This window comes from Monashia sp. HAY1-11D, assembly GCF_056868035.1.
In genome coordinates, this window is sequence record NZ_CP200320.1 from 4,587,117 (window position 1) to 4,605,241 (window position 18,125).

The following is an 18,125-nucleotide window of genomic DNA, read 5'->3' on the forward strand; positions in this document are numbered from 1 at the left end:
CCCCACGCCCCCGCAGCCACACCCTCCCACCGCTACGTCACTGCTCACTCTCACTGAGCACTGACGTACCAGCAGCACCCCCACGCCCCCGCAGCCACACCCTCCCACCGCTACGTCACTGCTCACTCTCACTGAGCACTGACGTACCAGCAGCACCCCCACGCCCCCGCAGCCACACCCTCCCACCGCTACGTCACTGCTCACTCTGACTGAGCACTGACGTACCAGCAGCACCCCCACGCCCCCGCAGCCACACCGTCCCACGGCTACGTCACTGCTCACTCTGACTGAGCACTGACGTACCAGCAGCACCCCCACGCCCCCGCAGCCACACCCTCCCACGGCTACGTCACTGCTCACTCTGACTGAGCACTGACGTACCAGCAGCACCCCCACGCCCCGCAGCGACACCCTCCGACCGCTACGTCACTGCTCACTCTCACTGAGCACTGACGTAGAGGTCGGGGGCCGGCACCTTGGACCCGGCCGCCTCTGTCGGTGGGTCGTGACAGCGTCGGTCCATGGTCGCTCCCGCTGCACCGTCGTTCTCCGATCCCGATTACGTGGGGCGCCTGGTGGTGCGCGTGCGGCGCCGGGCCGACCTCAGCCAGCGAGACCTCGCCGCACGGGTCGGTCTGGCCCCGGCGTCGGTGGCCCGCATCGAGTCGGGAACAGGCCTGCCGAGCCTCGCGACCTTGAGCAAGATCCTCGAGCTCGCCGGGCTCCGGCTGGCTGTCCTCGACTCCAGCGGACAGGAGGTCGAGCCGGTGCCGGTGGACGGCGTCCGGGACAACCAGGGGCGCCGCTTCCCGGCGCACCTGGACGTGGCGCCTCCGGACGAGGTGCCCTACGAGCGGTGGGCCTACCCGCGCTACGACCGACGGCCGGCGAGGGGTTGGTACGGTCTCCGGCCGGCGCGGGACCGCGCCCTGGCCGACGGCCCGCGGCGTGAGCGCCCCGCGGACCACCCGACCGAGGGCGAGCTCGAGACCCGCGCCCGGCTCATGCGCGGCCCGCAGCCCCTGACACGGCCTCCCCGGCAGCTCGAGCCGGAGTGCTCGTGCCCCGACGCGTGCTTCGAGGAGCTCTGCATCGCCGAGTGCACCTGCCAGTGCGAGCCTCGGCGCAGCAGGTTCGTCGTGCCGTCCCGCTCCATCGGAGCCTGACCCGAGGCTGACCGGAGCGTGACCAGGGGCCCCGGCCCGCCCGTGCCGGCGGTCAGCCGCCGATCCGGGTGCGCACCTCGTAGAGCTCGGGGAAGAACGTGAGGTCGAGGGCCCGACGCAGGAAGTCGACGCCGCTCGAACCTCCGGTCCCCGTCTTCTGGCCGATGGTCCGCTGGACGACCTGCAGGTGCCGGAACCGCCACTGCTGGAAGTTGTCCTCGAGGTCGACGAGCTCCTCGCAGGTCTCGTACACGCCCCAGTGGTCGTGCGGCGCCGCGTAGACACCGGCGAAGACGTCCACGAGTCCCGGCTCGAGCCGGTACGGCTGGGTCCAGTCCCGCTCGAGCAGGTGCGCGGGGACCGCATATCCGCGGCGCGCCAGGTAGGCCAGGAACGCGTCGTAGAGACTCGGCTCGTGCAGCAGCTCGTCGAGCGCGGTGCGGGCCGTCTCGTCATGGGAGAAGACCGCCACCATGTCGGCGTTCTTGTTGCCGAGGAGGAACTCGACCTCGCGGTACTGCGCCGACTGGAACCCGGAGCTCGTGGCGAGGAAGGGCCGGATCTGCGCGTACTCGCTCGGCGTCAGCGTCGCGAGCACCGACCACTGGTCCGTCAGCGAGTGCTGGATGTGCTTGACCCGGGCGAGCCTCTTGAGGGCGGGGGCCAGCTCGTCGGAGGCGAGGAGGTTCCGGGCGGACCGCAGCTCGTGGATCATCAGCTTGAGCCACAGCTCGGACGTCTGGTGCTGGATGATGAAGAGCAGCTCGTCGTGCTGCGGGGGGTCGCTGAGCGGCTGTTGCGCGCTCAGCAGCGTGTCGAGACGCAGGTAGTCGCCGTACGACATCCGGCGCGTGAAGTCGCGTTCGATGCCCTGCTCCAGGTCGCGTCGGCTGCGCGCATCCGTGTCACCGGTGGCACCGTCCGTTCCGTTCATGACCGCGATCCTAAGGGCCCGCTCAGCGCGGGCGAGGACGCAGGCGGACCAGGTGCGACACGACGCCCGGGATCCAGCCCGTCTCGCCACGCATCCACCGGGCGCCGACGAGGTTGTGCGGGACGACCACGGTGTCGGCCCGTGCCGCGACGAGTCCCAGGTCCGTGCCGAAGGCATCGGTGACCACGGCCCAGTCCCGGGCGCTGTGTCGTGTCAGGTGCTCACCGATCGCGATGGCGAAGGTGTCGACCACGACGTCGGACCCGCCCCCGGCCGACGGGTCCGCCTGGACGGCGCGGAACTGCTGGTCGAAGTGCGAACCGATGGACTCCAGGTCGTCGACGTCCACCCCGAGCGTCCGAGCGCGGTCCAGGCCCGCGGAGATCCGGGCGCGCTCCTCCTCACCGAGTGGGCGGCTCTCCGGACGCCCCGAGGGGTCGGGCACCAACGAGTCGTCGGTCTCCGGGGCCTCGTCGACGGCGGGTCGCCCCTCGGTGTCGGTGACCTCGGAGCTTCTGCGGCGGGAGAACAGACCCATGCCGCCAACGTACTGCGGCGCAGGGAGCCCGCCCAGCCCCGTCCATGCCGGGCCCACCACACCCGGGTGAGCCGGTCCGCCTCAGCCGGAGAGCAGAGCGCGGAGGTCCTCGGCCTGTGGGCCCGTGCGGCGCGGCTCGGACGGACCCCACGACGCCTGTCGCACAGCCGCACCCAGCCCCCAGCCGATCCCCATGACCGTCACACCCAACCGCAGGGCGCGAGCCCGCAGACCCGACGCCCCGCCGACACCACGAAGCTCACCAGCCACCCAGCGGCGCAGGTCGGCCGAGCCCAGACCGCGATGCCGCGCCACCATGACCGCGTGGTTGCGGCGTCCGTACAGCTTGTAGCGGGTGTCGAACCGGGCGCCCCTGACGTGCGGCGCGGGCAGGTGGTCGACCACGGCGTCAGGGGCGAAGACGACTCGTCCGCCGATCCGCCCGACACGCAGGAACACGTCGGTGTCCTCGCGCAGCGCGGTGCCCGGGTAGTCGTCGCGGAACCCGCCGAGGTCGGCCAGCACCGAGCGCCGGAACGACATGTTGGCGCCGATCCCGTGGTCGACCTCGAACGGGGCGTCCGCCGTCACGGCGAACCCTTCGGTCAGGCGGCCGTTCGGCAGGTAGCGCCCGACCGGCTGGTCGTAGCGCTCCTCTCCCGCGATCCCGTTGCGGGTGCGACCGGCGACGGCCGCGACGGAGGGGTCGCGGTACGCGGCGCGCACCGCCCCGGACCAGCCGGGTTCGACGACGACGTCGTCGTCGAGGAAGGCCACGACCTCACCGGTGACCCGGCGCAGCGCCTCGTTGCGGGACCGTGTCATCCAGCCGGCCAGCTGCGGCGCCCAGACGAAGTGCAGCGGCAGGTCGTGCGCGTCGACCTCCGCACTCCTGTCCCTGGCCGACGCGTCGACGACGACCACCTCGTCGACGGGGTCCTCGAGAGCGGCGATACCGGCCAGGCAGCGGTCGAGGAAGGCCGCGCGCTCGTACGTGACCACGCAGACGCTGAGGCCGGCCCGTCCGCGCCCGGCGACGTGCTGCCCGACCACCCCCTCGTCCATGGCCGCACCCTAGCGACGGGGTGGGGAACCCGTCAGCCGAACGTGTCGGGGTCCGGGCCCGTGCGCCGTCCGCGGTCGAGGCCGGCCAGGGCATCGAGAGCCTCGCGGTCGAGGGCGAAGTCGAAGAGGCGGGCGTTCTCCTCGATGCGCTCGGGCGTCACCGACCGCGTCAGGACGACGTTGCCGAGCTCGATGTGCCACCGCAGGACGACGCGGGCCGGCGAGACGTCGAGTCGGCGCGCGACGTCGGTGACGACCGGGTCCTCGAGGAGACCCGCCCGGACGGCGAGCGGGCTCCACGCCTCCGTGACGATCCCGTGCTCCTCGTGGAAGGCACGCAGCTCACGCTGCTGGAGGTACGGGCTCAGCTCCACCTGGTTGACGGAGGGCAGCACCCCGGTCTCGTCGAGGAGTCGCTGCAGGTGCGGCACCTGGAAGTTGCACACGCCGACCGAACGGACGCGTCCCTCCTGCTGCAGCTCGAGCATCGAGCGCCACGCGGCGACGTACCGGTCCTGCTTCGGCGCGGGCCAGTGGATGAGGTAGAGGTCGAGCACGTCGAGGCCGAGCCGCCCCATGGACGCGTCGAAGGCGCCGCGGACGTCGTCGTGGTCGTCGTTCCAGACCTTCGTCGTGACGAAGACGTCGTCGCGGGGCAGCTCGGACGCGGCGAGGACGCGGCCGATGCCCGCCTCGTTGCCGTAGAGCCGCGCGGTGTCCAGGTGGCGGTAGCCGACCTCGAGCGCGCGCCCGGCGGCGGCGTCGACCTCGGCGTCCGGGACCTCCCAGACACCGAAGCCGAGCTGGGGCACGGCGAGGCCCGGGGTGCTGGCGTGGCCGAGTGGAAGGGTCGGGACCGTCTGTCGTGGCGTCATGGGACACACGCTAGATCGGGGACGGTCCGGCAATGTGCTGGACCTCACGGCGAGACGGCGGGAATGAGCCGGGTGACCGGAAAACGGGCCACGGCCCAGCCGCTAGAGTCCGAACCATGGCTCCCATCAGCAAGGTCCTGATCGCCAACCGTGGTGAGATCGCCGTCCGGATCGCCCGGGCCTGCACCGACGCCGGCATCGCCTCGGTGGCCGTGTACGCCGACCCCGACCGCGACGCGCTGCACGTCACGGTCGCCGACGAGGCGTTCGCCCTCGGCGGGGCGACCCCCGGTGAGAGCTACCTGGACCAGGACAAGCTGCTCGAGGTCGCGGCCCGCTCCGGGGCCGACGCGGTCCACCCCGGCTACGGGTTCCTGGCCGAGAACGCCGGCTTCGCGCAGAAGGTCATCGACGCCGGCCTGACCTGGATCGGCCCCGGCCCGGAGGCCATCGACGCCCTCGGCGACAAGGTCAAGGCCCGCCACATCGCCACCAAGGCCGGCGCCCCGCTGGTGCCCGGCACCACCGACCCGGTCGCCGACGCCGACGAGGTCATCGCCTTCGCGAAGGAGTACGGGCTGCCGGTCGCCATCAAGGCCGCCTACGGCGGCGGCGGCCGCGGCCTGAAGGTGGCCCGCACCCTGGAGGAGATCCCGCACCTGTTCGAGTCGGCGGTCCGCGAGGCCGTCACCGCGTTCGGGCGCGGCGAGTGCTTCGTCGAACGGTTCCTGGACAAGCCCCGGCACGTGGAGACCCAGTGCCTGGCCGACCAGCACGGCACCGTCGTCGTCGTCTCGACCCGGGACTGCTCGCTGCAGCGCCGCAACCAGAAGCTCGTCGAGGAGGCCCCCGCCCCGTTCCTGACCGAGGCCCAGCACGCCGAGCTGCTGCGCGCGTCCAAGGCCATCCTGCGCGAGGCCGGCTACGTCGGCGCCGGCACCTGCGAGTTCCTCGTCGGCCCGGCCGGCGACATCAGCTTCCTGGAGGTCAACACCCGCCTGCAGGTCGAGCACCCGGTCTCCGAGGAGGTCACCGGCATCGACCTGGTCCGCGAGCAGTTCCGCATCGCGAACGGCGAGCACCTCGAGGAGGTCGACCCGGAACCGCACGCGCACTCCATCGAGTTCCGGATCAACGGCGAGGACCCCGGCCGCGGGTTCCTGCCCGCCCCCGGCACCGTGACCCGGATGGTCGTGCCGCACGGCCCCGGGGTGCGCTGGGACGCCGGCATCGTGCAGGGCGACACCGTCGCCGGCGCGTTCGACTCGATGATCGCCAAGCTCATCGTCACCGGCCGCGACCGCACCCAGGCCCTGCAGCGGGCCCGCCGCGCCCTGGCCGAGCTGCAGATCGAGGGCATGCCCACCGTCGTCCCGTTCCACCGCGCCGTCGTCACCGACCCCGCGTTCGCCCCGACCGACCCGGACCAGCCCTTCACCATCCACACCCGCTGGATCGAGACCGAGTTCGACAACCAGATCCCCGCCTACGCCGTCACCGGCCCCGACGCCGCCGGCGCGGCCCCCGAGCCGCGCCAGACCGTCGTCGTCGAGGTCGGCGGCCGCCGCCTCGAGGTGTCCCTGCCCGGCGGCCTGGCCATCGGCAACGGCGCGGCCACCACCCGCAAGAAGGCCCCGAAACGCGCCGGCGCGTCCAAGGGCGGCGCCGCCGCCTCCGGGGACTCCCTGACCGCCCCGATGCAGGGCACCATCGTCAAGATCGCCGTCGCCGACGGGGCCACCGTCGCCGCCGGCGACCTCGTCCTGGTCCTGGAGGCCATGAAGATGGAACAACCCATCACCGCCCACAAACCCGGCATCATCACCGGACTGAGCGCCACCGTCGGCCAGACCGTCACCTCCGGCGCCGTCCTGGCCGACATCAAGGACACCGAGGCCTGAGCCCACCCGGCCTACCACCGTCCGACACCGCGAGGGGCCGCCACCCGTCCGGGTGGCGGCCTCCGTCGTGTCCGGGCTGCGCCGGGTCAGGACCGACTGGGCGGGTCCCCGAGCGTGATGTCCCCCTCGCCGGTGGGCGGGATCTCGGACGGACCCGGGCCTCCGGGGAGGGAGGGGTCGACCGGGCTCGGGTCGTTCGGGTCGGGCACGCCCGGCGGCGGCGTCGCAGGCCCCGGCTCCGGCGTCGGCACGGGGCCCGGTTCGGGCGTGGGCGGCGTGGGAGGCGGGGTCGGCACCGGCGCGGGTCCCGGTGAGGGCTCCGGCGTCGGCGCGGGCCCCGGGCTCGGTCCCGGCTCAGGCGTCGGGGCAGGTGTCGGGGCGGGTGTCGGGTCGCCCGGCGCACCCGGCTGCGTCCCGTCGTCCTCCGGCGGCAGGCCGAGGGCGTCGCGGACCCGGTCCGAGCCCTCGTCGAGCTGCTCGGCGTACCGGCCGCCCGTCTTCTCGTTGATGAGCTCCTCGGCCTTGTCGAGGCCCTGGCCCACCTGGTCCGGATGGCCCTTGATGAAGTCCTTGGCCTTGCTGATCCAGTCGCTCACGTGTCCTCCGGGATGGCTGGACCGGGGCGGGGAGCGCCCCGGACGGCGGCGGCGCCGCCACGGAGCCGACGTTACGCCTCTGGCACACTGCTGGGGTGCTTGTGACCCTGTCCACCGCGACCACCCAGCCGAACGGCTTCTCGGTGACGAACCTGCTCGCCGCGCTCGTGTTCGTCCTGCTCTTCTGGCTCTTCCAGCGCTGGCTGCGCGACCGGGTCTCGACGCGGCGCCGCGAGCGGTGGGCGGAGGAGGACCGGCGCGAGCAGGAGTCACTCGGGGACGAGCACACCGGGGACGCAGACCACCCCGTCGGCCCCACGTACCCTGACGGCGCTGCGGACCCGGACGACCCGACGCCCCGCTGAGGCTCAGTCGGCCTGGTGCAGCTGTCGCGCGGCCTCGGCGACCGACCCGGACAGCGACGGGTAGACGGTGATGGTGCTGGCCACCTGGTCGACCGACAGCCGGTTCTGGACGGCGAGGGCCACCGGGAACACGAGCTCGGAGGCCTTGGGTGCGACGACGACGCCGCCGAGCACGGTGCCGTGCGCCTTGCGGCAGAAGAGCTTGACGAAGCCGTCGGTGATGCCCTGCATCTTGGCGCGCGGGTTGCGCGCGAGGGGCAGCATGACCGACTCGACGTCGGGCGACTCGTCGGCGGCGTTCTGGCTGATGCCGACGGTCGCGATCTCGGGCTCGGTGAAGATGTTGGCGGCCACCCCGCGCACGTTGAGCGGTGCCACGGCGTCGCCGAGGGCGTGCCACATGGCGATGCGGCCCTGCATGGCGGCGACGGAGGCGAGCGGCAGCACCCCGGTGCAGTCTCCGGCCGCGTAGACCCCGCCGACGCTCGTGCGCGAGACGCGGTCGACCTGGATGTGTCCGGACGGGCTCAGCTCGACGCCGGTGTCCTCGAGGCCGAGGCCCGCCGTGTTGGGCACGGAGCCGACCGCGAGCAGGGCGTGCGACCCCTCGACGGTGCGGCCGTCGACGAGGGTGACGACGACGCCGTCCGCGGTGCGCTCGACCGAGGCCGCCCGCGACTTGTTCAGCACCTCCATGCCGCGCTTGCGGAACACCTCCTCGATGACCGTCGCGGCGTCGGCGTCCTCCCCGGGCAGCACGCGGTCGCGGGAGGACACGAGGACGACCTGCGAGCCGAGCCCGAGGTAGGCCTGCGCCAGCTCCGCACCGGTGACGCCGGAGCCGATGACGACGATCCGCTCGGGCAGCTCGTCGAGGGAGTAGATCTGCTGCCACGTCAGGATGCGCTCGCCGTCGGGGCGCATGGTGTCCATGACCCGCGGCGAGGCGCCGGTGGACAGCAGCACCACGTCGGCGGGCAGCTCACGCGTCGTGCCGTCGGCGAGGTCGGCGACGACGAGGTCGCGCCGGGCGAGGCGGGCCGTGCCGGGCAGGACGGTGACGCCGACCTGCTCGAGGCTGCCGCGGATGTCGGCGCTCTGTGCGGCCGCGAGCTCGAGGATGCGGCCGTTGACCGTCCCGGGCTGGGCCACGGCATCGGACACCTCGTCGCCGTCGTCGTCCTGCAGGCGCACGCCGAGGTGCGAGGCGGTCTGGAAGTCGGACATGTAGTCGGCGGTGGCGATGAGCGCCTTGCTCGGGACGCAGTCGGTGAGGACCGCGGCGCCACCGAGGCCGTCCTTCTCGACGACCGTGACCTGCGCGCCGAGCTGGGCGGCGACGAGCGCCGCCTCGTACCCACCCGGGCCGCCCCCGATGATGACAACGGACGTCTCACGCGTGATCACGCGTCCATCCAACCATCCCGCCGGGAGGTGTCCGGCACGTGGAGGGCGTCGCTAGAGTCCTGAGCGTGACCACGACGCACCTCGACCTCGCCGACCCCTCGACCGACCCCTTCGCCGTCGCCGAGGCCGCGGCGGCCGTCATCGCCGAGCGCACCGGGGTCGAGCGCCACGACGTCGCCCTCGTCCTGGGTTCCGGCTGGGGCCAGACCGCCGATCTCGTCGGGCAGACCCTGACGACCATCGAGAACGCCGACGTCCCGGGTTTCCACCGCGCCGCGGTCGCCGGGCACTCCGGCACGATGCGCTCGGTCGCCATCGGTGAGACCGGCCGGCGCGCGCTCGTCTTCGGGACGCGGACCCACTTCTACGAGGGCCGTGGGGTGCGGTCGGTGGTCCACGCCGTCCGCACGGCGAAGGCCGCCGGGTGCAGCACCGTCGTCCTCACCAACGGCTGCGGGGGCCTCAACCCGGCGTGGGGTCCGGGTACCCCGGTCCTCATCCGCGACCACATCAACCTCACGGCGCACTCCCCGATCGAGGGACCGAACTTCGTCGACCTGACCGACGTCTACACGCCCCGGCTGCGCCAGCTCGCACGCGAGGTCGACCCCGACCTCGACGAGGGCGTCTACGTGCAGTTCCGCGGGCCCCACTACGAGACCCCGGCCGAGGTGCAGATGGCCAGGGTCATCGGGGGTGACCTCGTCGGCATGTCGACCTCCCTCGAGGCCATCGCGGCCCGCCAGTGCGGCCTGGACGTGCTCGGCATCTCGCTCGTCACCAACCTCGCGGCCGGCATCTCCGAGACGCCGCTGCACCACGAGGAGGTGCTCGAGGCGGGGCGCGCGGCCGCGGGACGGTGCGGTCGCCTCCTCGCCGCGGTCGTGGGGCGCATCTGATGGCCGCCGTTCCCGGCACCGACGCCCCGGGCACCAACGCCCCCGGTACCGACGCCCCCGGCGCCGACGTGCTCCTCGCGGTCGCCGCCGCGTGGCGCGACGACGACCCGGACCCGACGACGCGCGGCGAGCTGGACGCGCTGCTCGAGCGGGCGGCGGCCGGCGACGACGCGGCACGGACCGACCTGGCCGACCGCTTCGCGGGCATGCTCGAGTTCGGCACGGCGGGACTGCGCGGCGCGCTCGGCGCGGGCCCGAACCGGATGAACCGCAGCGTCGTCATCCGGGCCGCGGCCGGGCTGACCGCCTACCTGCGCAGCGAGGGCGGCGCCGGCGACCACCCGACCGTCGTCATCGGCTTCGACGCCCGCTACAACTCCGACGTCTTCGCCCGCGACACCGCGGCGGTGGTCGTGGCCGCCGGGGGCCGCGCCCTGCTCCTGCCCCAGCCACTGCCCACACCGGTCCTCGCCTTCGCGATCCGTCACCTCGGCGCGGACGCCGGCGTCATGGTCACGGCGAGCCACAACCCACCACAGGACAACGGGTACAAGGTCTACCTCGGCGACGGCAGCCAGATCGTGCCGCCGTCCGACGCGCAGATCGCCGCGCACATCGCCCGCGTCGAGCGCGTCGCCGACGTCCCTCGCGCGCACGACGGCTGGGAGACCCTCGGCGACGAGCTGCTCTCGGAGTACCTCGACGCCGTCGTCACCGTCCTCGATGCCGGCTCGCCGCGCGACCTCGCGATCGTGCACACCAGCCTGCACGGCGTCGGCCACGGGACCGTGACGGCCGCGTTCCAGCGCGCCGGGTTCGCCGACCTCGCGGCCGTCGACGAGCAGGCCGTGCCCGACCCCGACTTCCCGACCGTCGCGTTCCCCAACCCCGAGGAGACGGGGGCCATCGACCTGGCCCTGGCGCTGGCCCGGTCCGCGCCGTGCGACCTCGTCATCGCCAACGACCCGGACGCCGACCGCTGTGCGGCCGCGGTGCACGACCCGGCCCTCGGCGACTGGCGCATGCTCCGCGGTGACGAGGTCGGTGCCCTGCTCGGCGCCCACGTCGTGCGGCGCGGCGTCGGGCGCGGCGACGTGTTCGCGAACTCGATCGTGTCCTCGCGCCTGCTCGCCGCCATCGCCCGAGCCGCCGGGGTGGACCACGAGGAGACGCTCACCGGCTTCAAGTGGATCTCACGCGTGCCGGGCCTGCGCTACGGGTACGAGGAGGCGCTCGGCTACTGCGTCGCGCCGCAGCTGGTCCGCGACAAGGACGGTGTCAGCGCCGCGCTCCTGCTGGCCGAGCTCGCCGCGTCCCTCAAGGCGCAGGGGCGCACGCTGACCGACCTGCTCGACGACCTCGCCGCCGAGCACGGCGTGCACGCCACCGACTCCTTCTCGGTGCGGGTGTTCGACCTGTCCCAGACCGAGACGCTGATGAACCGGCTGCGGTCCGGCCCGCCGGCGTCGGTGGCCGGGATCACCGTGGTGCGCGTCGACGACCTGTCGCGCGGCGACGGTGGTCTGCCGCCGACGGAGGGGTTGCGGTGGTACCTCGAGGACGACTCCCGCGTCATCGTGCGCCCGAGCGGCACGGAGCCGAAGGTCAAGGTCTACCTCGAGGTCATCGAGCCGGTCGAGGGGCCCGACGCGCTCCGGATGGCGCGCGCCACCGCCGAGACGCGTCTCGCCGCCGTGCGAGCCGACCTCGAGCACCTCACCGCGATCTGACCTCGGGCCCCGCCCACCCGTTCAGACGACGAACGTCCCGATGACGAAGAAGGCGGCGGCCGCCAGGAGCAGCCCGACCGAGACCGGGTCCCACACCTGCGTGGCGATGCGCGGCGTGCGCCCGTCCTTGCGGCGGCGGTCCTGCTCCCGCCGCTCCTCGATCTCGGCCGCGACGGTCTGTGCATCGACCTTGGGACGGCGCGGACGGGTGTCGGCCTCGGCGCCGGCGGTGCCGGCCGTGCCTCGGAGCCGGTTGGCCCCGATGGCGAGGGCCTGACGCCCGTACCTGGGCCGGCCCGGGTCGGCCGGCACGCCCCAGGCGGTGTACCTGCGGCCGGCACAGAACAGCTCGAGCGCCCAGCGCGAGCGGACCTCGTCGATGGCCGGCCACGTCACGTCGACGACCCGCATCGGGTTGACGAGGCGCACACCCTCCGCGTGGATGACGGCGCTCGGACGCACGACGAACAGCCACAGGAGGACGAGGGCGAGCACGACGCTCGAGATGAGCGTCCAGCTGCGCGAGGGCGTCAGCAGAGCCGGCACGAGCAGGGCCAGACCGCAGACGCCCCCGGCCGCGCCGACGGCGATCGAGGACCCGGGACGCACGGTGTGGGGGTCGCGAAGCGGTCCGAGGCCCGCCGGCGTCGCGTCCGCGGCGCCACCGGGGCGTGTGGCGTCGAACGCCTCGTCGTCGCGGCTCACGCGTCCTCCCCGTCTCCTCGTCGTCACCGCCCGGTCAGGCCGGGCACGCACCCTCCGGGTCCGAGGGTCATCGCCTGACTCTCTCACGCGCCGGGCGTGGCGACGACGGCCGGGGCGGCCTCGGCTCGGTCGGGGGCGTCTCGGATGGTGGATACACTCGGCGGGTGACCGTTAGTACGACGACGACGCGCAGCGCGCAGGAGCTCACCGCCCAGGCGCGGGACGTCCTCGGGGTGTCGCGCCTGACCAACTCGGCCCTGACCTCGTGGCTGCACGGGCTCCCCGGCGTCGACCAGGTCGGCTGCGAGGCGCGGGCCGCCTCGCTCGGCACCCGGTCGATCAAGACGACGAGCAAGGCTTGGGCCATCGACACCGCGATCGGCATGATCGACCTGACGACGCTCGAGGGCGCCGACACCGTCGGCAAGGTCCGCTCGCTGTGCGCCAAGGCGCTCGTGCCCGACGCGCTCGACCCGACGACGCCGCGTCCGGCGGCCGTCTGCGTCTACGGGGACATGGTCGCGACCGCCAAGGACGCCCTCGGCGACAGCGGCATCCACGTGGCGGCCGTCGCGACCGCGTTCCCGTCCGGGCGCGCCAGCATGGCGGTCAAGCTCGCCGACACCCGCGACGCCGTGCGCGCCGGGGCCGACGAGATCGACATGGTCATCGACCGGGGAGCGTTCCTGTCCGGCGACCACCTCACGGTCTTCAACCAGATCGCCGAGGTCAAGGCCGCCTGCGGGACCGCGCATCTCAAGGTCATCCTCGAGACCGGCGAGCTCGTGACGTACGACAACGTGCGCCGGGCGTCCTACCTGGCAATGCTCGCCGGTGGTGACTTCATCAAGACCTCGACCGGCAAGGTGTCCCCCGCGGCGACCCTGCCGGTCACCCTCGTCATGCTCGAGGCGGTGCGCGACTGGCGCGAGGTCACCGGCGTGCAGGTCGGCGTCAAGCCCGCCGGCGGCATCCGCACGACCAAGGACGCCATCAAGCACCTCGTCATGGTCAGCGAGATCGCGGGCGACGACTGGCTGACGCCGGAGTGGTTCCGCTTCGGGGCCTCGAGCCTGCTCAACGACCTGCTGCTGCAGCGGCAGAAGCTGGCGACCGGCGCCTACTCCGGTGCCGACTACGTGACGATCGACTGACCGAGGACCCTGATGCCCACCTTCGAGTACGCCCCTGCGCCCGAGTCGCGCGCCGTCGTCACCATCGAGAAGTCCTACGGCCTCTTCGTCGACGGCGCCTTCACCCGCCCCAAGGCCACCTTCGCCACCGTCAACCCCGCCGACGAGTCCGTCCTCGCCGAGGTCAGCCAGGCCGGACCCAAGGACGTCGACAAGGCTGTGGCCGCCGCCCGCCGCGCCTACGACGGTGTCTGGGGCCGTCTGTCCGGCGCCGAGCGCGGCAAGTACCTGTTCCGCATCGCGCGCATCCTGCAGGAGCGCGCGCGAGAGTTCGCCGTCCTCGAGACCCTCGACAACGGCAAGCCGATCAAGGAGACCCGCGACGTCGACGTCCCGACGGCCGCGGCCCACTTCTTCTACCACGCGGGCTGGGCCGACAAGCTCGAGTACGCGGGCCTGACCCCGTCCGGCGGACCCGTGCCCCGACCGCACGGCGTCGTCGCGCAGGTCATCCCGTGGAACTTCCCGCTGCTCATGCTCGCCTGGAAGGTCGCACCGGCGCTCGCGACGGGCAACACCGTCGTGCTCAAGCCGGCCGAGACGACGCCGCTCACGGCGCTGCTGTTCGCCGAGGTGTGCCAGCAGGCCGACCTGCCCCCGGGCGTGGTCAACATCCTCACCGGCGACGGGCGCACCGGCCAGGCGCTCGTCGAGCACCCCGACGTCGACAAGATCGCCTTCACCGGCTCGACCGAGGTGGGCAGGTTGATCGCCCGATCGATCGCCGGTACCGCGAAGAAGGCCACCCTCGAGCTCGGCGGCAAGGCGGCCAACGTCGTCTTCGACGACGCGCCCATCGACCAGGCCGTCGAGGGCATCGTCAACGGCATCTTCTTCAACCAGGGCCAGGTCTGCTGCGCGGGGTCGCGCCTGCTCGTGCAGGAGAGCGTCCACGACGACGTCGTCGCCCGGCTCAAGCGTCGCCTGGGCACCCTGCGCGTCGGGGACCCGATGGACAAGAACAGCGACCTCGGCGCCATCAACAGCCGGGCCCAGCTCGACCGCATCACGACCCTCGTCGACGCCGGTATCGCCGAGGGCGCCGAGCGGTGGAGCCCCGAGTGCACCCTGCCGGGCAAGGGCTTCTGGTTCCCGCCCACCGTCCTCACCGGCGTCTCGCAGACCCACCGGGTCGCGACCGAGGAGATCTTCGGCCCTGTCCTGTCGGTCCTGACCTTCCGCACGCCGCAGGAGGCCGTCGCCAAGGCGAACAACACGGCGTACGGCCTGTCGGCCGGCGTGTGGACCGAGAAGGGCTCGCGGATCCTCTGGATGGCCGACCGGTTGCGCGCCGGCGTCGTCTGGGCCAACACCTTCAACCGCTTCGACCCTGCCTCGCCCTTCGGCGGCTACAAGGAGTCCGGCTACGGCCGTGAGGGCGGGCGCCACGGCCTGGACGCCTACCTCACCACCACCCCTGCGACAGTGTCCTCGACCGCGACGGGAGCCGCCCGATGAGCCGCCTCGACGTCCGCAAGACGTACAAGCTCTACATCGGGGGCGCCTTCCCCCGCAGCGAGTCGGGTCGTTCCTACGAGGTCGTCTCAGCCCAGGGCCAGTTCCTCGCCAACGCCTCGATGGGCTCGCGCAAGGACCTGCGCGACGCCGTCGTCGCGGCGCGTGGCGCCTTCCCCACGTGGTCGGCGGCCACGGCCTACAACCGCGGCCAGGTGCTGTACCGCGTGGCCGAGGTGCTCGAGGGCCGGCGCGCGCAGTTCGTCGAGGAGGTGGCAGCGGGCGAGGGACTGTCGGCGCGCGCGGCGTCGGGCGTCGTCGATGCGACCGTCGACCGCCTCGTCTGGTACGCCGGCTGGACCGACAAGGTCGCCCAGGTGCTCGGCACCCTCAACCCGGTGGCCGGACCCTTCTTCAACGTGTCCGCTCCCGAGCCGACAGGCGTCGTGGGCGTCCTTGCGCCGCAACGCTCCTCGCTGCTGGGCCTCGTGTCCGTGGTGGCGCCGGTCATCGCGACGGGCAACACCGCGGTCGTGCTCAGCTCGACCGACCGGCCGCTGCCGTCGGTCACGTTCGGGGAGGTCCTGGCCACGTCGGACGTGCCGGCCGGCGTCGTCAACATCGTGACGGGGCGCACCGCCGAGGTGGCCCCGTGGCTCGCCTCGCACCGCGACGTCAACGCGATCGACCTCACCGGTGCGGCCGGCGCCGACGGACTCGAGTGGGGCGCGCTGGAGGCCGAGGCCGCCGGCAACCTCAAGCGGGTCCTGCGCCCGACGCTGTCCGAGGGCGCCGCGGTCGAGCCGGACTGGAGCGCGGACCCCGGCCTGACCCGAATCCGTGCCTTCGTCGAGACGAAGACGGTCTGGCACCCGAAGGGCCTGTGACCGGTTCGTGAGCGCGGGGCGCGAGGCCGTGGGTGGCACGGACGCGACGGGCGAGGTCGCGAGCGCGTCGTCGCCCGGCCGACGACGCGTGCTGCTGCTCACCGGGCCGAGCGGCGCCGGCAAGAGCCGGTTGGCCGCACGGCTCAGCGCCGCCCACGGCTGGCCCGTCGTCCGGCTCGACGACTTCTACCGCGAGCACGACGACCCACGGCTGCCGCGTTCCCCCATCGGCATCGCGGACTGGGACCACATCGACTCGTGGGACACCGACGCGGCGGTCACCGCCCTGCGGACCCTGGTCGACACCGGGCACGTCGAGGTCCCGGTGTACGACATCGGGGCCTCCGCCGTCACGGGTCGGCACGCCGTCGACGCCGGTCCCCGCGACCACATCCTGGCCGAGGGGCTGTTCGCCGGGCGCCTCGTGGCGCCGCTGCGGGCCGAGGGTCTGCTCGCCGACGCGCTGTGCGTGCGACAGAACCGGTACGTCACGGCGCTGCGCCGGTTCGCGCGCGACCTCGCCGAGCGCCGCAAACCGCCCCACATCCTCCTCCGGCGGGGCCTGGCGCTGCTGCGCGACGAGCCGCACGTCGTCGCCGAGGCCCAGGCCCTCGGGGCGCGCTGCATCACGCCACGCGAGGCGGAGACGGAGCTCTCGCACCTCGTGACGAACAGCCGCCCCTGACGCCGTCGAGCGGCGGGCCTCAGCCCATCGGCGAGGCGACGTAGCCCAACGCGGCATACCCCGGCTTGATGACCTCGTTGATGAACCCGAGGCGCTCGTCGAACGGGATGAACGCCGACTTCATGGCGTTGATCGCCGCCCACCGGAAGTCCGTGAGGGTCCAGCCCGCCTGCTCGGCCAGCAGCGTCGACTCTTTCGTCATCGAGGTGTCGCTCATGAGCCGGTTGTCGGTGTTCAGCGTCACGCGGAACCGCAGCCGCTTGAGCAGCGTGATGGGGTGCAGCGGGATCGACAGCGCCGCGGAGGTCTGCAGGTTGCTGCTCGGGCACATCTCCAGCGGGATGCGCATGTCACGCACGTACGCGGCGAGGCGGCCGAGGCGCACACGCTTGAGCTCGACGTGCACGAGCGCCTTCGGGTCGTCGCGGTGCCCGTCGAGCCACTCACCGAAGGGCCGGTCGTCGATGGTGATGTCGTCGACGATGCGCACACCGTGGCCCAGCCGGTCGGCTCCGCACCACTGGATCGCCTCCCAGATCGACGGCAACCCGAAGGCCTCACCGGCGTGGATCGTGAAGTGCGCGTTCTCGCGGCGCAGGTACTCGAAGGCGTCGAGATGCCGGGTGGGCGGGTAGCCGGCCTCGGCACCCGCGATGTCGAAGCCGGCGACGCCGCGGTCGCGGTACCTCACCGCGAGCTCGGCGATCTCCGCGGACTTCGCGGCATGGCGCATCGCCGTCAGCAGGGACGTGACCCGGATGGGGTGACCGGCCACGGCGGACCTCGCCTCCCCGTCACGGAAGCCGGCGTTGACGGCCTCGACGACGGCCTCGAGCGACAGGCCACGACCGAGGTGCTGCTCCGGTGCGTAGCGGCTCTCGGCGTACACGACACCGTCGGCACCGAGGTCCTGGGCACACTCGCTCGCGACGCGGAACAGCCCCTCCTCGGTCTGCATGACCGCGAGCGTGTGGTCGAAGGTCTCGAGGTAGCGCGGCAGCGAGCCGGAGTTCGCACTCTCGCGGAACCAGCTGCGCAGGGCCCCCGCGTCGGTGGCCGGCAGGGACTCGTACCCCACCTCGCCGGCCAGCTCGATGATGGTCTGGGGCCGGAGCCCGCCGTCGAGGTGGTCGTGCAGCAGGACCTTCGGGGCTGCCCGCAGGTCGCCGACGAGGCCGGCGTCCGACGAGGAGGTGGGGACCGACGTCATCGGTGCGCGGTCGGTCACTGCTCGTCGTCCTCACGGTTGACCGTGTCGGGGCTGAAGGCCGGCAGGCACACCGCCACGTACTCGGCGCCCTCCGGGCCGCAGGAGTAGCGGATCCGCTCGCCGGCCCGTGTCACGACGCTCTGGCCGGCCTCCACGGACAACTGGCCGCCGTCATGGTCCAGGAGCACCTGGCCCCGCAGGACGAGCGTGATCTCGTCGAACTCCGGAGTCTGGAAAGGCTCCGACCAGTCCGCCGGCGCCACCATGTGCGCGACGGAGACCGAGGAGCCGAGGCCGGCGTCCGGGCTGTTGACGGCGCCGACGTGCTCGTCGATGACCTTGCCGCCGGGCACGGGAATGCGGGTCGGGGACGGGATGAGATGAGGCACGAGGCCACCCTACGCCCCGCGTCGGCGGCCGGAAGACGCCGCCGAAAGGCGCCCGGTGGACGACCCCGCGAACGCCGGGTGAACCCCGTTCGGCGCCCGCGGAACGGGCTCCTGCAAAAGGCTCC

At 73.0% G+C, this 18,125-nt stretch carries 18 protein-coding genes; 9 read left to right on the forward strand and 9 right to left on the reverse strand.

Features of this window, described 5'->3' with window-relative positions; translation table 11 throughout:
* Positions 1-563 precede the first annotated feature (563 nt).
* On the forward strand, positions 564-1,166 hold the full coding sequence (locus AC1VM9_RS21195; protein ID WP_483123936.1) for a helix-turn-helix domain-containing protein: 603 nt from the start codon (positions 564-566) through the stop codon (positions 1,164-1,166).
* Positions 1,167-1,218: 52 nt separating this feature from the next.
* On the opposite strand, the gene kynA is transcribed toward AC1VM9_RS21195, so the two are convergent.
* The 4 genes from kynA to AC1VM9_RS21215 form a co-directional block, all read right to left on the reverse strand.
* Positions 1,219-2,100: a tryptophan 2,3-dioxygenase gene (kynA, locus tag AC1VM9_RS21200; RefSeq protein ID WP_481343140.1), complete on the reverse strand. Its 882-nt coding sequence runs from the start codon at positions 2,098-2,100 to the stop codon at positions 1,219-1,221.
* A 22-nt stretch (positions 2,101-2,122) separates the two neighbouring features.
* Positions 2,123-2,638, reverse strand: a complete 516-nt coding sequence (locus AC1VM9_RS21205; protein WP_483123937.1) for a DUF3806 domain-containing protein — start codon at positions 2,636-2,638, stop codon at positions 2,123-2,125.
* 81 nt (positions 2,639-2,719) lie between these two features.
* The gene (locus tag AC1VM9_RS21210; RefSeq protein ID WP_483123938.1) at positions 2,720-3,703 is read right to left on the reverse strand and encodes a glycosyltransferase family 2 protein; all 984 of its coding nucleotides are present in this window, start codon (positions 3,701-3,703) and stop codon (positions 2,720-2,722) included.
* Positions 3,704-3,735: 32 nt separating this feature from the next.
* Positions 3,736-4,578: an aldo/keto reductase gene (locus AC1VM9_RS21215; protein WP_481343143.1), complete on the reverse strand. Its 843-nt coding sequence runs from the start codon at positions 4,576-4,578 to the stop codon at positions 3,736-3,738.
* Positions 4,579-4,694: 116 nt separating this feature from the next.
* On the opposite strand from AC1VM9_RS21215, the gene AC1VM9_RS21220 reads away from it, so the two are divergent.
* A complete protein-coding gene (locus AC1VM9_RS21220; RefSeq protein ID WP_481344579.1) occupies positions 4,695-6,479 on the forward strand; it encodes an acetyl/propionyl/methylcrotonyl-CoA carboxylase subunit alpha in 1,785 nt (594 codons plus the stop codon).
* Positions 6,480-6,565: 86 nt separating this feature from the next.
* On the opposite strand, the gene AC1VM9_RS21225 is transcribed toward AC1VM9_RS21220, so the two are convergent.
* Positions 6,566-7,075, reverse strand: coding sequence for an antitoxin (locus AC1VM9_RS21225; RefSeq protein ID WP_481344580.1), 510 nt, complete (start codon positions 7,073-7,075; stop codon positions 6,566-6,568).
* Between the two features lie 95 nt (positions 7,076-7,170).
* On the opposite strand from AC1VM9_RS21225, the gene AC1VM9_RS21230 reads away from it, so the two are divergent.
* The gene (locus AC1VM9_RS21230) at positions 7,171-7,440 is read left to right on the forward strand and encodes a hypothetical protein (RefSeq protein ID WP_481344581.1); all 270 of its coding nucleotides are present in this window, start codon (positions 7,171-7,173) and stop codon (positions 7,438-7,440) included.
* 3 nt (positions 7,441-7,443) lie between these two features.
* Here AC1VM9_RS21230 and AC1VM9_RS21235 read toward each other — a convergent pair whose 3' ends face one another.
* Positions 7,444-8,847, reverse strand: a complete 1,404-nt coding sequence (locus AC1VM9_RS21235) for an NAD(P)H-quinone dehydrogenase (protein ID WP_481344582.1) — start codon at positions 8,845-8,847, stop codon at positions 7,444-7,446.
* Positions 8,848-8,912: 65 nt separating this feature from the next.
* Between AC1VM9_RS21235 and AC1VM9_RS21240 the strand changes: the two genes are divergently transcribed.
* The gene (locus AC1VM9_RS21240) at positions 8,913-9,746 is read left to right on the forward strand and encodes a purine-nucleoside phosphorylase (RefSeq protein ID WP_481344583.1); all 834 of its coding nucleotides are present in this window, start codon (positions 8,913-8,915) and stop codon (positions 9,744-9,746) included.
* Positions 9,746-11,476 carry a phospho-sugar mutase gene (locus tag AC1VM9_RS21245; RefSeq protein ID WP_481344584.1) on the forward strand — a complete coding sequence of 577 codons (1,731 nt, stop codon included), beginning with the start codon at positions 9,746-9,748 and terminating at the stop codon, positions 11,474-11,476. Before AC1VM9_RS21240 ends, AC1VM9_RS21245 begins: the two co-directional genes overlap by 1 nt.
* Positions 11,477-11,497: 21 nt before the next feature.
* On the opposite strand, the gene AC1VM9_RS21250 is transcribed toward AC1VM9_RS21245, so the two are convergent.
* Complete coding sequence (locus AC1VM9_RS21250; RefSeq protein ID WP_481343251.1) at positions 11,498-12,181, reverse strand: PH domain-containing protein; 684 nt, start codon at positions 12,179-12,181, stop codon at positions 11,498-11,500.
* A 164-nt stretch (positions 12,182-12,345) separates the two neighbouring features.
* Here AC1VM9_RS21250 and deoC point away from each other — a divergent pair, with 164 nt between their 5' ends.
* Genes deoC through AC1VM9_RS21270 form a run of 4 tightly spaced genes read left to right on the forward strand, consistent with a single transcriptional unit; the run spans position 12,346 to position 16,401 of the window.
* Positions 12,346-13,335 (forward strand): deoxyribose-phosphate aldolase, encoded by a 990-nt coding sequence (deoC, locus tag AC1VM9_RS21255; RefSeq protein ID WP_481344585.1) that lies wholly within the window; start codon positions 12,346-12,348, stop codon positions 13,333-13,335.
* A gap of 12 nt (positions 13,336-13,347) precedes the next feature.
* Complete coding sequence (locus AC1VM9_RS21260; protein WP_481344586.1) at positions 13,348-14,832, forward strand: aldehyde dehydrogenase family protein; 1,485 nt, start codon at positions 13,348-13,350, stop codon at positions 14,830-14,832.
* Positions 14,829-15,716 carry an aldehyde dehydrogenase family protein gene (locus tag AC1VM9_RS21265; protein WP_481344587.1) on the forward strand — a complete coding sequence of 296 codons (888 nt, stop codon included), beginning with the start codon at positions 14,829-14,831 and terminating at the stop codon, positions 15,714-15,716. Before AC1VM9_RS21260 ends, AC1VM9_RS21265 begins: the two co-directional genes overlap by 4 nt.
* Positions 15,717-15,723: 7 nt before the next feature.
* A complete protein-coding gene (locus tag AC1VM9_RS21270) occupies positions 15,724-16,401 on the forward strand; it encodes a uridine kinase family protein (protein ID WP_481344588.1) in 678 nt (225 codons plus the stop codon).
* A gap of 19 nt (positions 16,402-16,420) precedes the next feature.
* On the opposite strand, the gene AC1VM9_RS21275 is transcribed toward AC1VM9_RS21270, so the two are convergent.
* Together AC1VM9_RS21275 and AC1VM9_RS21280 are read right to left on the reverse strand one after the other, a co-directional pair.
* On the reverse strand, positions 16,421-17,611 hold the full coding sequence (locus AC1VM9_RS21275) for an adenosine deaminase (protein ID WP_481343257.1): 1,191 nt from the start codon (positions 17,609-17,611) through the stop codon (positions 16,421-16,423).
* Between the two features lie 14 nt (positions 17,612-17,625).
* A complete protein-coding gene (locus tag AC1VM9_RS21280; protein ID WP_481344589.1) occupies positions 17,626-18,000 on the reverse strand; it encodes a cupin domain-containing protein in 375 nt (124 codons plus the stop codon).
* Positions 18,001-18,125: the final 125 nt, after the last annotated feature.

Excerpts from the sequence above, each read along its gene's own strand:
- AC1VM9_RS21205 (WP_483123937.1), bottom strand. The coding sequence starts at position 2,638 with ATGGGTCTGTTCTCCCGCCGCAGAAGCTCCGAGGTCACCGACACCGAG.
- kynA (WP_481343140.1), bottom strand. The coding sequence starts at position 2,100 with ATGAACGGAACGGACGGTGCCACCGGTGACACGGATGCGCGCAGCCGA.
- AC1VM9_RS21245 (WP_481344584.1), top strand. The coding sequence starts at position 9,746 with ATGGCCGCCGTTCCCGGCACCGACGCCCCGGGCACCAACGCCCCCGGT.
- AC1VM9_RS21265 (WP_481344587.1), top strand. The coding sequence starts at position 14,829 with ATGAGCCGCCTCGACGTCCGCAAGACGTACAAGCTCTACATCGGGGGC.
- AC1VM9_RS21260 (WP_481344586.1), top strand. The coding sequence starts at position 13,348 with ATGCCCACCTTCGAGTACGCCCCTGCGCCCGAGTCGCGCGCCGTCGTC.
- AC1VM9_RS21275 (WP_481343257.1), bottom strand. The coding sequence starts at position 17,611 with ATGACGTCGGTCCCCACCTCCTCGTCGGACGCCGGCCTCGTCGGCGAC.
- AC1VM9_RS21210 (WP_483123938.1), bottom strand. The coding sequence starts at position 3,703 with ATGGACGAGGGGGTGGTCGGGCAGCACGTCGCCGGGCGCGGACGGGCC.
- AC1VM9_RS21220 (WP_481344579.1), top strand. The coding sequence starts at position 4,695 with ATGGCTCCCATCAGCAAGGTCCTGATCGCCAACCGTGGTGAGATCGCC.
- AC1VM9_RS21215 (WP_481343143.1), bottom strand. The coding sequence starts at position 4,578 with ATGACGCCACGACAGACGGTCCCGACCCTTCCACTCGGCCACGCCAGC.